Source organism: Streptomyces sp. KL116D (assembly GCF_030766975.1).
Classification (GTDB): Bacteria; Actinomycetota; Actinomycetes; order Streptomycetales; family Streptomycetaceae; genus Streptomyces; species Streptomyces longispororuber_A.
Window position 1 is genome coordinate 1 of the sequence record NZ_JASERH010000068.1, and the last position, 12,329, is coordinate 12,329.

9 protein-coding genes and 1 pseudogene are annotated in these 12,329 nt (G+C 73.9%); 7 read left to right on the forward strand and 3 right to left on the reverse strand.

All coding sequences use genetic code 11. The annotated features are described in order from the left end of the window. Together RBJ77_RS27985 and RBJ77_RS27990 are read left to right on the forward strand one after the other, a co-directional pair. A pseudogene (locus RBJ77_RS27985) lies at nt 1-751 on the forward strand (hypothetical protein); the annotation flags it as partial. Further along, nucleotides 748-1,038 (forward strand): hypothetical protein, encoded by a 291-nt coding sequence (locus RBJ77_RS27990; protein WP_372347560.1) that lies wholly within the window; start codon nt 748-750, stop codon nt 1,036-1,038. The pseudogene RBJ77_RS27985 and the gene RBJ77_RS27990, both read left to right, overlap by 4 nt. Before the next feature lie 24 nt (nt 1,039-1,062). Here RBJ77_RS27990 and RBJ77_RS27995 read toward each other — a convergent pair whose 3' ends face one another. Next, nucleotides 1,063-1,716: a hypothetical protein gene (locus tag RBJ77_RS27995; protein WP_372347561.1), complete on the reverse strand. Its 654-nt coding sequence runs from the start codon at nt 1,714-1,716 to the stop codon at nt 1,063-1,065. A 105-nt stretch (nt 1,717-1,821) separates the two neighbouring features. Between RBJ77_RS27995 and RBJ77_RS28000 the strand changes: the two genes are divergently transcribed. The 4 genes from RBJ77_RS28000 (at nt 1,822) to RBJ77_RS28015 (ending at nt 7,490) form a co-directional block, all read left to right on the forward strand. Continuing rightward, nucleotides 1,822-3,243, forward strand: a complete 1,422-nt coding sequence (locus RBJ77_RS28000) for an MFS transporter (protein ID WP_372347562.1) — start codon at nt 1,822-1,824, stop codon at nt 3,241-3,243. Between the two features lie 70 nt (nt 3,244-3,313). Then, entirely contained in the window at nt 3,314-3,985 is a 672-nt protein-coding gene (locus RBJ77_RS28005; protein ID WP_372347563.1) for a maleylpyruvate isomerase family mycothiol-dependent enzyme, read from the forward strand. A 713-nt stretch (nt 3,986-4,698) separates the two neighbouring features. Further along, complete coding sequence (locus RBJ77_RS28010; RefSeq protein ID WP_372347643.1) at nt 4,699-6,675, forward strand: ATP-binding domain-containing protein; 1,977 nt, start codon at nt 4,699-4,701, stop codon at nt 6,673-6,675. 44 nt (nt 6,676-6,719) lie between these two features. Further along, complete coding sequence (locus RBJ77_RS28015) at nt 6,720-7,490, forward strand: MerR family DNA-binding transcriptional regulator (RefSeq protein ID WP_372347564.1); 771 nt, start codon at nt 6,720-6,722, stop codon at nt 7,488-7,490. 294 nt (nt 7,491-7,784) lie between these two features. Here the strand turns inward: RBJ77_RS28015 and RBJ77_RS28020 are convergent, their stop codons facing one another. Both RBJ77_RS28020 and RBJ77_RS28025 read right to left on the reverse strand, forming a co-directional pair. Next, entirely contained in the window at nt 7,785-8,480 is a 696-nt protein-coding gene (locus tag RBJ77_RS28020; protein WP_372347565.1) for a copper homeostasis protein CutC, read from the reverse strand. Between the two features lie 71 nt (nt 8,481-8,551). After that, nucleotides 8,552-9,481 (reverse strand): hypothetical protein, encoded by a 930-nt coding sequence (locus RBJ77_RS28025; RefSeq protein WP_372347566.1) that lies wholly within the window; start codon nt 9,479-9,481, stop codon nt 8,552-8,554. Between the two features lie 214 nt (nt 9,482-9,695). On the opposite strand from RBJ77_RS28025, the gene RBJ77_RS28030 reads away from it, so the two are divergent. Next, on the forward strand, nt 9,696-11,972 hold the full coding sequence (locus tag RBJ77_RS28030; RefSeq protein ID WP_372347567.1) for a heavy metal translocating P-type ATPase: 2,277 nt from the start codon (nt 9,696-9,698) through the stop codon (nt 11,970-11,972). Nucleotides 11,973-12,329 lie beyond the last annotated feature (357 nt).

The following is a 12,329-nucleotide window of genomic DNA, read 5'->3' on the forward strand; positions in this document are numbered from 1 at the left end:
CGACGACCGGCCGTACCCGGCGTGGACCCCGCACCCCTGGGACATGAGCGCCCGCGCCACCCGCGCCGCCCGCACCCTGTTCGTCCTGCTCGACGCCTGCCAGGAGGCGCACGCCCCCGGCCGCCCCGACGAACCCGACCCGGCGGCCGACTGGGCCCGCTGCGCCTACACCGCCGCCCGCGGCGCCCGGGACGCCGCGCTGTGCGGCGACCACGCCGAGGTCGACTCGTTCTCCCGGGTGTGGCTCGGCGTGAAGGACGCGGAGGCGTGGCGGCACGGCGTGCTCGACGCGCTGCTCAGCGAGGGCTGGGACCGGGGCCCGCTGGAGCCGGGCCAGACCTTCGCCCAGTGGCTCAGGCTGCGCGCCCAGGGCCTGGCGTCCCGGTGGAAGCCGCTGTGGGAACGGGTGCAGTCCCGCAAGCGGGTGCGGCTGCTGTCCGAACCGCTGGTGCCGGGCCGCGCCGACCTGGGCACGCTCGCCGACACCCTCACCTCGCCGAGCGCCGAGGACGTCGTCATGCGGCGCGAGTCCGCCGACCCGCGCATCGACTGGGTGCTGCGCCGGCTCGCGAAGGACCCGGTGGACGTCCGCGTGGCCCTCGCCTTCGCCCGGCACCCCGGTGTCAGCTGGGTCCAGGCGGCCCGGATCGCGGGCGCCCCCGACCCGGTACGGCGCGGGGAGCGGGTCCGGCGCAAGCTCAAGCGGCTCGCCGTCCAGTACGTCGCGCTGCACCCGGGGGCCCGGCGGTGAGCGCCCGGCCGGGGCCCCTGGTCACCGTCAGGGTCAGCGCGCGGCTGACGGTCGACGGCCGGGCGGTGGGCCGCTGCGTGCGGGCGCTGCGGGGTGCCGTCCGGGCGGTGCGGGGTGCGGCCGTCACGGTCGGGGTGCTCGCGGGGACGGCCGCGGGACAGGCCGGCGGGCAGTGGGCGGTGGGCCGGGAGACGGCGCCCGCGGTGCTGTTCTGCGTCGGCGCCGGGGTGTTCGCCGACGGGGTGCGGCGGATCGGGTCCGCGCTGCGGGCCCGCTCCCGGCGGTGAGGAGCGGGCCCGGAACAGGAACCTCTACCGCGGTGCCAGCAGGTCCAGTTCCGTCGTGAGGTTCTCGCGTGCCGGGGACGCCCAGTGCGCGATGCCGTGCGGCGTCCTGAACAGCCGCGGCAGGTCGAGGAGTTGGCGCAGGATCGCGGCCCGGCCCGCGCGGAACGCCTCGTCGGGGACGAACGCGTACTCCTCGCGGACCGCCCTCGTGTACGCGGCGTACGTCTCCGGGTCCGAGGCCAGGACGGCCAGGTCCGCGTCGCAGAGCGCCTCGCCGTTCGTGTCGCCGTCGGCCGGGTCGTGGCCGACGGTGAGCCGTACCAGACGGGCCACCTCGACGACCTGATCGTCCGTCAGTCCGGCCTCCGCCAGGGCCCGTTCGGCCAGCGCCGCGGACCGTTCCTCGTTCTCCGAGCGGTCCGGGCGGTACACCGCGTCGTGGAACCAGGCCGCCAGCCGTACGAGCTCCGGGTCCTCGGCGTGGTCCGCGAGGACGTCGAGGTGGTCGAGGACCGCCGTGAGGTGGGCCGTGGTGTGGTACCGGCGCTGCGGCTCGGCCCAGCGGCCGAGGAGGTTGTCGGCGTACGGGTACGGGTCCAGGTCCGGGTTCCCCGTGGTGGCCCGCAGGGTGCGGGCCCAGCGCTCGCGCAGCTGGCCCGCGTCGGTCGGCTCGGTCATGGAACGACCTTAACCCCTGGCGATTGCCTACCCCCCAGGGGTATGTTACGTTCCTCGGCGTCAGGTACCCCAGGGGGGTATCCATGAGTCAGGGAGGGAACAGTCATGGACGGGGTCAACCCACGGCGCTGGTGGGCGCTTCTCGTGCTCGCCACCGCTCAGTTCATGGTCATCATGGACACCTCGATCATCGGGGTCGCGCTCCCCGAGATGCAGAAGGACCTGGGCTTCTCCCAGGGCGAGCTGCAGTGGGTGTTCAACGCGTACGTCATCGCCTTCGGCGGACTGCTGCTGCTCGGCGGACGCCTCTCCGACCTGCTCGGCGCCCGCCGGGTGTTCGTCGGCGGCTGGACCGTGCTGATCGCCGGCTCGGTCGTCGCCGCAGCCGCGCAGACCGCCTGGGTCGAGGTCGCGGGCCGCGCCGTGCAGGGCGTCGGCGGCGCACTGATCGCACCCGCCGCCATGACGCTCCTGATGATGCTGTTCGGGCACGACCCGAAGGAGCTCGGCAAGGCGATGGCGCTGTACGGGGCCGCGGCACCGGCCGGCGGCACCGCCGGGGTGTTCCTCGGCGGCGTGTTCACCGAGTGGCTGAGCTGGCCCTGGGTGTTCATCGTCTACGTCCCGATCGGCCTGGCCACCCTCGCCGCGACCGGACTGCTGCCCGCCGTCGCGCCGCGCCGCGGCGCCGTCGACGTGCTCGGCGCGGTGTTCGTGACCGCCGGGCTCGCGCTCGCCGTGTACGCCCTGGTGCGGGCGCCCGAGGCCGGCTGGGGCTCGGCCCCGACCGTCCTCCAACTGATCGGCGCGGCCGTCCTGCTGGGCCTGTTCCTGGTGGTCCAGAAGGTCGTCGGGCAGCCGCTCATGCCGCTCGGCGTGTGGCGGGTGCCGCGGCTCGGGTCCGCGAACCTGGCGATGGCGCTGCTCGGCGCGGCCTGGATCCCGATGTGGTACTTCCTCAACCTCTACCTCCAGCAGGTCATGGGCTACGGGGCGTTCGCGTCCGGCGCCGCCCTGCTGCCCATGACCGGCCTGCTGATGGTCTTCATGACCGCGGTCACCGGGCGGCTGCTCGGCCGGTTCGGCGCCAAGCGGCTGATCGGCGCCGGGCTCCTCGTGCTGGCGCTCGGCCTCGTGTGGCTGTCGGCGGTCGGGCCCACCGGGTCGTTCGTGGTGGACGTGCTGCCCGCGTCGCTGGTCGCCGCGCTCGGCATGTCGCTCGCCTACATCCCCGCGATGATGGCCGCCATGTCCGGGGCGCCGCAGGAGCAGGCGGGCCTGGCCTCCGGCATCGTCAACACCACCTACCAGGTCGGTTCCGCGCTCGGCCTGGCCGCGCTCACCGCGCTCGCCACCTCGCAGGGCGCCGGGAAGCTCGGTGACCTGCCGGCCCTGACGGACGGGTTCGGCGCCGCGTTCCTCGGCGCGGCGGGCATCGCCGCCGTGGCCGGAGTGCTCACGCTGACCGTGATGCGGGGCGAGCCGGCGGCGCAGGGGGCGGCGGCCGGGGAGCGGGTCGGTGCGTAGCGGCCCAACCGGTCCGTGTCCGGCGCCCGTTGCCCCCTCGCCGGGGCGGCGGGCGCCCTACCGTGTGGGCATGACTGCAGACGCCGTACGCCACGACGCGCCGCGCGACCCCGAACTGCCCGGGCGGCTCCTGACCACCGAGCGGGACGTCCTGATCCCGCTGCTGCGGGCCCGCCCCGACACGGACTTCGCGCTGCGGACCGCGTGTCCCGGGTGGACCGTGCGCGATGTGCTCGCGCACTGTTCGGCGGCGTTGTCCCGGGTGGTGGAGGGGCGGTTCGAGGAGGGGGTGTTCAGCCCCGAGTCGAACGACCGGGACATCGCCGAGCGGGCGTCCTGGAGCAACCAGGAGGTCGTCGACGAGCTGGAGCGCGGCATGACCGGGGCGGGCGCCGCCATCGCGCGGGCCGGCGGGGCGCTGGACGGGGTCGCGCTGGGGGAGTGGGTGCACGCGGGTGACGTACGCGAGGCCTTCGGGGAGCCGGGGGCGTATGCGGGGGCCGGGTTGCCGGTGGCGTTGCGGTTGCTGGTGCGGATCAGTCGGGAGCGGGGGCACGTGGCGCTCCACGCGGACGTGGACGACGTGGACGAGCCCCTCGTCCTCGGCTCGGCCGGGAGTCCGCCGGGGCGGTTCATCGGGGCTGCGGCGACGTTGGTCCGGCTCTATGCGGGCCGACCGGTGATCGGGGTCCACTACGAACTGGCCGGCGTACGCGAGGCGGACCTCAACCTCTTCGGCTGAGCGGGTCGGACGGTTGCGTCGCTGTCTGCGGGTGAGTGGCGCCTGGTCGCGCAGTTCCCCGCGCCCCTGAAAGGCCGACTTCGTCTGCGGGGCGGGGTTTCGTCGCGGGCTGCGGGCGGACGTGACTTCTCGCGCCGTTCCCCGCGCCCCTGAAAGGCCGACTGCGTCTGCCGGGCGGGGTTTCGTCGCGGGGTGCGGGTGCGTGGGGCTTCTCGCGCAGTTCCCCGCGCCCCTGAAAAGCCGACTTCGTCTGCGGGGCGGTGGGGCTTCTCGCGCCGTTCCCCGCGCCCCTGAGAGGCGCACTTCGTGCGCCGTCTCATGGGGCGCCGATGGGGCTGCGGCGGAGCCGCATGCTCCAGGGGCGCGGGGAACTGCGCGAGCAACCACGACGAGAGCCGCACTCGGCGAACAGACAGTCGCAGCTACGGCGCGTAGCCGGATTTTCAGGGGCGCGGGGAACTGCGCGGCCAGCCCCCACCGGGGCCGCAGACGGAAGAGTGGGGCGTCGCCGAAAACCATTGGCAGACGCACCCACCCGTCCCGTACACTCGCCGGTCTTGCCCGCCTCCCTTCGTAGAAGTCGGAGCGCCGCCGGCCGGACGGAAACCGGGCGGCCCGTCACGTACGCGTACCGGAGGCAGAACCCCGTGAGCCCGACCCCGCTCGACCGCGAGCGCAGCCACCTCGTCTCGTCCCGCGCCGCCCTGCGCGCCATGCGCGAGGACGCACAGGCCCTGGACATCCGCGACGTCACCGCGAACTGGGTGAACGCCGAGGTGCTGCAGCGCCAGATCGACGAGCGGATCAAGGCGCTCGCCGACCTCAGCCACACCCCGCTGTTCTTCGGCCGCCTCGACTACCTGCACGCCCCCGGCGCGGACCAGGCGGAAGGCGCGGACGGCGAGCAGTTCTACATCGGGCGGCGGCACGTGCACGACGCCGACGGCGACCCGATGGTCATCGACTGGCGCGCCCCCGTCTCGCAGCCGTTCTACCGGGCCTCCAAGAAGGACCCGATGGACGTCGCGCTGCGCCGCCGGTTCGGTTACACCGGCGGCGACCTGACCGCGTACGAGGACGAGCACCTGTCCGACCCGGCCGAGGCGGCCCAGACCAGCAAGCTGCTCCAGCAGGAGATCGAGCGGCCGCGCGTCGGACCGATGCGGGACATCGTCGCCACGATCCAGCCCGAGCAGGACGAAATTGTCCGCAGCGGGCTCGCCGGCTCGGTGTGCGTACAGGGCGGGCCCGGCACCGGGAAGACCGCCGTCGGCCTGCACCGGGTGGCGTACCTGCTGTACGCGCACCGCGAGCGGCTCGCCCGCACCGGCACGCTCGTCATCGGGCCGAACAGGTCCTTCCTGCACTACATCGAGCAAGTACTGCCCGCACTCGGCGAGTTGGAGGTCAAGCAGGCGACGGTCGACGACCTCGTCGCACACGTCGAGGTGCGCGGCACGGACGACCCGGCGGCGGCCCTGGTGAAGGGCGACGCGCGGATGGCCGAGGTGCTGCGGCGGGCGGTGCGTTCGCACATCACCCTGCCGACCGAGGGCGTCGTCGTCGTACGCGGATCACGGCGCTGGCGCGTCGCCTCGTACGAACTGGAGGAGATCGTCCGTGAGTTGATGGCCCGCGACATGCGGTACGGGGCCGCGCGCGAGGCCCTGCCGCAGCGGATCGCGCACGCCGTGCTGGTCCAGATGGAGCGGGCGGGCGAGGCGCCGGACGACCGGGTGCAGAACGCGGTCGCGCGCAACGCCGCCGTGAAGGCCGTGGTCAAGGAAGTCTGGCCGGCGATCGACCCGGCGAAGCTGGTGCTGCGGCTGCTGTCCGACGCGGAGTTCCTCGCCGCGCACGCGGACGGGCTGCTGGACGAGGCCGAGCAGAAGACGGTGCTGTGGGCGAAGCCGGCGCGCAGCGTGCGCACGGTCAAGTGGTCCGCGGCGGACGCCGTGCTGATCGACGAGGTCGGCGATCTCGTCGAGCGCACGCACTCGCTGGGCCACGTGGTGCTCGACGAGGCGCAGGACCTCTCCCCGATGCAGTACCGGGCGGTGGGGCGGCGCGCGACGACCGGTTCGGTGACCGTCCTCGGGGACCTCGCGCAGGGCACGACGCCCTGGGCGACGCGGAGCTGGGGCGAGGCGCTGGCCCATCTGGGCAAGGCGGACGCCGTGGTGGAGGAGCTGACGGCGGGTTTCCGCGTGCCGACCGACGTCATCGCGTACGCGTCGCGGCTGCTGCCGTTCATCGCGCCGGGGCTGGCGCCGGTGGCGTCGGTGCGGGAGAACCCCGGGGAGTTCGAGGTGCGTGCGGTCGACGGTGACGCGGACGTCGTCGCCGCGTGCCGCGAGGCGCTGGAGCACGAGGGGTCCATCGGCCTCATCGCCGCGGACGCGCGGTGCGCGGGGCTCGGTGCGGCGCTGGCGGCGGCGGGGCTCCCGTACCTGTCGCCCGGTGAGGAGACGACGGCCGAGTCGCGGCTGACGCTGGTGCCGGCGTCGCTGGCGAAGGGCCTGGAGTACGACTACGTGGTCCTGGACGAACCGGTCGCCGTGGTGGACGGGGAGCCGGACGAGCGGACCGGGCTGCGGCGCCTGTACGTGGCGCTGACCCGCGCGGTGTCCGGACTGCTGGTCGTGCACGGCGCGCCGCTGCCGGAGCAGCTGGGTGTCCAGGGTCCGTGACCGGGAGCCGGTGACCGGGGCCGGGGGGCCGTACTCTCGCACCCGTGACCGAGCGAGAGCGTCTGCGGACCGTCGACCTGGCCCGGCTCGCCGGTGTGTCCACGCAGCAGATCCGCAACTACGAGGACGCGGGCCTGCTGCCCGACGTGCCGCGCACCGAGTCGGGGTACCGCGTCTTCGGCGACGTGCACCGGAGGGCCCTGCTCACCTATCGCGCGCTCGCGGCGGGCTGTGGCGCCCTCGTCGCCCAGGACGTGATGCGGGCGGTCCGGGCCGGCGACGTGCCCGAGGCGCTCGCCCTGGTCGACGCGGCGCACGCGGCGGCGCACGAGCAGCGGCGTGCGCTGCGGGCGACCAGCGAGGCGTTGACGGCGCTGGCCGCCGCCGAGGTGCCGGCCGGTGCGCCGGACGATCTGCGGATCGGTGAGGTGGCCCGGCTCGTCGGTGTGCGGACGTCTGCGCTGCGGGTGTGGGAGGCGGCCGGGCTGATCATGCCGCGCCGTGAACGCGCCACGGGGTACCGGGTGTTCGGCCCCGACGAGGTGCGCGACGCCCGGATCGTCCGGACGCTGCGCGCGAGCCACTACCTGTTCCCGCAGATCGCCCCGGTTCTGGACGAGTTGCGGGCGAGCGGTGGGAGTGACGCGTTGCGCTTGGCCATCGGGGAGCGTGATCTCGCTCTGACGGCGCGGACACGCCTGATGCTGCGGGCTGCCGGGGAACTGGACTCCTACCTGACGTTCCTCGACGCCCCCCGCGCCCAGCCCCCGGGTCTCCGCCCCGGACCCCGCTCCTCAATCGCCGGAGAGGCTTGATTGAGGCGAGCCGCGCCCGGCCCACGGGGCTCCGCCCCGGACCCCGCTCCTCAATCGCCGGAGAGGCTTGAAGTGGGGGCTGCTGTGGACCACCCAGGGGCGCGGGGAACTGCGCGACCAGCCACGACGTACCCGCACCCGCCGACGAACCACGACCCGCCGCGACGTACCCGCAAAGCCGCCACGACGTACCCGCACCCGCCGACGAAACCACGACCCGCCACGACGTACCCGCACCCGCCGACGAAACCACGACCCGCCGCGACGTACCCGCAAAGCCGCCGCGAGGCACCCTCAGGCGTCCAACGCCTCGCGCCAGACGCGTACCGCGTCCGCCGACACCGGGGCGTCCCAGCCCGCGGGGCGGGAGGCCCCGCCGATGTGGAACGCGGAGATGCCCGCGGCCCGCAGGCCCGGGACGTGTTCGAGGCGGAGGCCGCCGCCCACCAGGATCTGCTGCTCGTACCCGGGCTCCCCTGCGGCGGCCCGGCCCGCCTCCGCGACCAGGGCGTCGAGGCCCGCGTCGACGCCCTGCGCCGAGCCCGCGGTCAGATACGTGTCGAGCCCGGGCAGGTCCGCCAGCTGCTTGCGCAGGGCGTCCCGGTCCGCGGCCCGGTCGATGGCCCGGTGGAACGTCCACCGGCACCCGTCCAGCTCCGCCACGACCCGCTCCACGGCGGCCACGTCGGGCCCGCCGTGCTCGTCCAGGAAACCCAGCACGAACTCGTCCGCCCCCGCGGCCCGCATCGCGCGTGCCGCCCCGGCCAGCGCCGGCACGTCACCCGCGGCGAATCCGTCGGCCAGCCGCAGCATCACGCGCAGCGGGATGTCCACGGCGGCACGGATCGCCCCGAACGTCTCCACCGACGGCGTCAGACCGTCCGCCGCCATGTCGGTGACCAGCTCCAGCCGGTCCGCGCCCCCCGCCTGGGCGGCGACCGCGTCCTCGGCGTCGAGGGCGATCACCTCCAGGACTGCACGCTTGCTCATGAGGCTCCTGTCGCGTCGACCCACCCGGTGCGCCACAGCACCGATAGGTCTAGTCCAATGTCCTCTCCAGCCTACGCCGCGTGCACCGTGAACGCAGCCGTCCTGACTTCTCCGTCGTGCTTGAAGTCCAGGAAGAGCCGGTACGTCCCGGCGCTCGGCGCGGTCGCGGTGAAGGAAACTCCGGGACCGGGCTTGCCGTCGTGCGGGTGAACGTGGAGGTACGCGAGGTCGCCGGAGCGCAGCGCGACCAGGTGCCCGTACGCGCCGAGGTACGGCTGGAGGTCGGTGACCGGCTTCCCGTCCTTGCTGACGCTGAGCGTCAGCTCGCTCGCGGAGCCCGCCGTCAGCTCCCCGTCGACCCGCACCTCGTAGCCGTCGGCCACCCGCGCCGTCGTCGCGTGGTCGGGCAGCGGCGCCGGTGCGTACGTCCCCGCGACCCCGAGGCCCGCGCCCAGCGTCAGGCCCTCCTCCTCGCCGCGCGGCGTGAAGTCCGCGAAGACGCGGTAGTCGCCCGCCTCGGGCAGCGAGACGGGGGTGGACCAGGTGCCGTCCGCGGCCCGCACCGGGTGCAGATGGCGGTAGGCGGTGAGGTCCCGGGAGGCGACGATCAGGTGCAGTTCCTTGCCGTGCTCCGTCTTGTACGAGGTCACCGGCTTGCCGGTGGCGTCCTTGCGGATGGTGAAGCGGATCTCGCCGGTCTTCCGGGCCAGCCGGTCCTTGTCCAGGTCCAGCGTGTAGCCGCGCTCGGAGACCTGGAGGCCGCCGGGGATCACGTCGGAGGCGGGCGCGGCCTCCTCGGCATGCCCGCCGTGCCCCTCGCCGCCCGCGCCCTCCTTCCCTCCCGCGTTCTCCGTCGGTTCCTTCTCCTCGTGGCCGTGCTGCGCCGCCGCCGGCCGCTCGTCGGCGGTGACGTCACCGATCCCGCTGCCCACCCCGTACGCGGTGCCGAACGTGGCGGCGACGGCCGCGGCGAAGGCGGTGATCTTCAGTCCGGTGTGCATGACGGCTCCTCGGCTGTTGGTGGCTGCCTGTGGCTGTTCGTGGCTGTTCGTGGCTGCTCGTGGGTCGGTCGACCCGGCGTCATAGTCACGAAGATACCCCTAGGGGGTATTAAGTCAAGCGGGAGCCGCCCTTGCTTTCGATACCCCCTAGGGGTATAAATGGATCTCGTGACGGGGTACCCGCCCCGGGTACCCGCTCAACAGAGGAGGCACCATGTCGGCGCACACCGTCGCCCCACCCGCGCAGGTGGAACTCGCCATCGGCGGCATGACCTGCGCGTCGTGCGCCGCCCGCATCGAGAAGAAGCTGAACCGGATGGACGGCGTCGAGGCGACCGTCAACTACGCGACCGAGAAGGCCAAGGTCACCTTCGACGACGGCATCGAGGTCGCCGATCTGATCGCCACCGTCGAGGCCACCGGCTACACGGCGCAGGAGCCCACGCCCCCGGCCGCCGCGGCCGAGGGCGGCGCGCCCGCCGGGGCCGACGACGAACTCCGGCCGCTGCGCGAGCGGCTGATCACCGCCGTGGTCCTCGCGGTCCCCGTGATCGCGATGGCGATGGTCCCGGCCCTCCAGTTCGAGTACTGGCAGTGGCTGTCCCTGACGCTCGCCGCGCCCGTCGTCACGTACGCGGCCTGGCCCTTCCACAAGGCGGCGTTCACGAACGCGCGGCACGGCGCCGCGACGATGGACACGCTGATCTCGGTCGGCACGTCGGCCGCGTTCCTCTGGTCCCTGTGGGCGCTGTTCTTCGGCACGGCCGGCGAGCCCGGCATGACGCACCCCTTCGAGCTGACCATCGCGCGCAGCGACGGCGCCGGGAACATCTACCTGGAGGCCGCCGCCGGCGTCACCGCCTTCATCCTCGCGGGCCGCTACTTCGAGGCCCGCTCGAAGCGGAAGGCGGGCGCCGCGCTCAAGGCCCTCCTCGAACTGGGCGCCAAGGACGTCACCGTTCTCCGGGACGGCGGCCGTGAAGAGACCATCCCTGTCGGCGAGTTGAAGGTCGGCGACCGCTTCCTGGTCCGGCCCGGCGAGAAGATCGCCACCGACGGCACCGTCGTCGAGGGCTCGTCCGCCGTCGACGCCTCCATGCTCACCGGCGAGTCCGTGCCCGTCGAGGTCGCCACCGGCGACCCGGTCACCGGCGCCACGCTGAACGTCGGCGGCCGGCTGGTCGTCGAGGCCACCCGGGTCGGCGCCGACACCCAGCTCGCCCGGATGGCCAAGCTGGTCGAGGACGCGCAGAACGGCAAGGCGGCGGCCCAGCGCCTCGCCGACAAGATCTCCGCCGTCTTCGTCCCGGTCGTCATCGCGCTCGCCGTCGCCACCCTCGGCTTCTGGCTGGGCAACGGCGCGGGCTGGACCGCCGCCTTCACCGCCGCGGTCGCCGTCCTGATCATCGCCTGCCCCTGCGCCCTCGGCCTGGCCACGCCCACCGCGCTCATGGTCGGCACCGGGCGCGGCGCCCAGCTCGGCATCCTCATCAAGGGCCCCGAGGTCCTGGAGACCACCCGCAAGGTCGACACGATCGTCCTCGACAAGACCGGCACGGTGACCACAGGCCGCATGACGCTGCTCGCCACGCACACCGCCGAGGGCGTCGAGCAGGCCGAGGTCCTGCGTCTGGCCGGCGCGCTTGAGCACTCCTCCGAGCACCCGATCGCCCAGGCCGTGGCCGCCGGAGCGGCCGCCGAGGTGGGCACCCTGCCCGCCCCGGAGGACTTCGCGAACGTCGCCGGACTCGGCGTCCAGGGCGTCGTCGACGGCCACGCGGTCCTCGTCGGCCGCGAGCAGCTGCTCGCCGAGTGGGAGATCCACCTCCCGGTCGACCTGGCCCGCGCCAAGGCGGCGGCCGAGGCCGCCGGACGTACGGCCATCGCCGTCGCCTGGGACGGTGCGGCCCGCGCGGTCCTGGAGGTCGCCGACGCGGTGAAGGACACCAGCGCCGACGCCATCCGGCGGTTCCGCGAACTGGGGCTGCGGCCGGTGCTGTTGACCGGTGACAACGAGGCCGTGGCCCGTTCGGTGGCCGCCGAGGTCGGCATCACGGACCCGGCGGACGTCATCGCCGAGGTCCTCCCGCAGGACAAGGTCGACGTCGTCAAGCGCCTTCAGGGCGAGGGGCGTTCGGTGGCCATGGTCGGCGACGGCGTCAACGACGCGGCGGCGCTGGCGCAGGCCGATCTGGGGCTTGCGATGGGTACGGGTACGGATGCGGCGATCGAGGCGGGTGACCTGACGCTGGTCCGGGGTGACCTGCGCTCCGCGGCCGATGCGATCCGGCTCTCCCGCAAGACCCTCGGCACGATCCGCTCCAACCTCTTCTGGGCCTTCGCGTACAACGTGGCGGCGCTGCCGCTCGCCGCGGCGGGTCTTCTGAACCCCATGATCGCCGGTGCGGCCATGGCCTTCTCCTCGGTCTTCGTGGTCGGCAACAGTCTCCGACTGCGGCGCTTCAAGCCCGGCTTCTCGTCTGCCGGGTGAGGTTTCGCCGCCGGGTGCACCCGTCGCCCTGGCTGGTCGCGCAGTTCCCCGCGCCCCTGAAGACATGCGCTGCCGCGCAGCCTCCCCCACCGGGCAGATGCCGCACCGAAGGCGCGCATCCCAGGGGCGCGAGGAACTGCGCGACCAGCCACGACGCGACCCGCGCTAGAAATCGAGCCGCGAGATGGCAGACGCTCCAGGGGCGCGGGGAACTGCGCGATCAACCACGACGGGACCCGCGCCAAAAGTCGATCCGCGACATGGCAGACGCTCCAGGGGCGCGGGGAACTGCGCGAGCAACCACGACGGACCCGCGCTAGAAATCGATCCGCGAGATGGCAGACGTTCCAGGGGCGC

What these genes read in the sequence shown, in the direction of transcription:
- RBJ77_RS27995 (WP_372347561.1), bottom strand. Translation starts at nt 1,716, where the DNA reads ATGACCGAGCCGACCGACGCGGGCCAGCTGCGCGAGCGCTGGGCCCGC.
- RBJ77_RS28000 (WP_372347562.1), top strand. Translation starts at nt 1,822, where the DNA reads ATGGACGGGGTCAACCCACGGCGCTGGTGGGCGCTTCTCGTGCTCGCC.
- RBJ77_RS28005 (WP_372347563.1), top strand. Translation starts at nt 3,314, where the DNA reads ATGACTGCAGACGCCGTACGCCACGACGCGCCGCGCGACCCCGAACTG.
- RBJ77_RS28010 (WP_372347643.1), top strand. Translation starts at nt 4,699, where the DNA reads ATGCGCGAGGACGCACAGGCCCTGGACATCCGCGACGTCACCGCGAAC.
- RBJ77_RS28020 (WP_372347565.1), bottom strand. Translation starts at nt 8,480, where the DNA reads ATGAGCAAGCGTGCAGTCCTGGAGGTGATCGCCCTCGACGCCGAGGAC.
- RBJ77_RS28025 (WP_372347566.1), bottom strand. Translation starts at nt 9,481, where the DNA reads ATGCACACCGGACTGAAGATCACCGCCTTCGCCGCGGCCGTCGCCGCC.
- RBJ77_RS28030 (WP_372347567.1), top strand. Translation starts at nt 9,696, where the DNA reads ATGTCGGCGCACACCGTCGCCCCACCCGCGCAGGTGGAACTCGCCATC.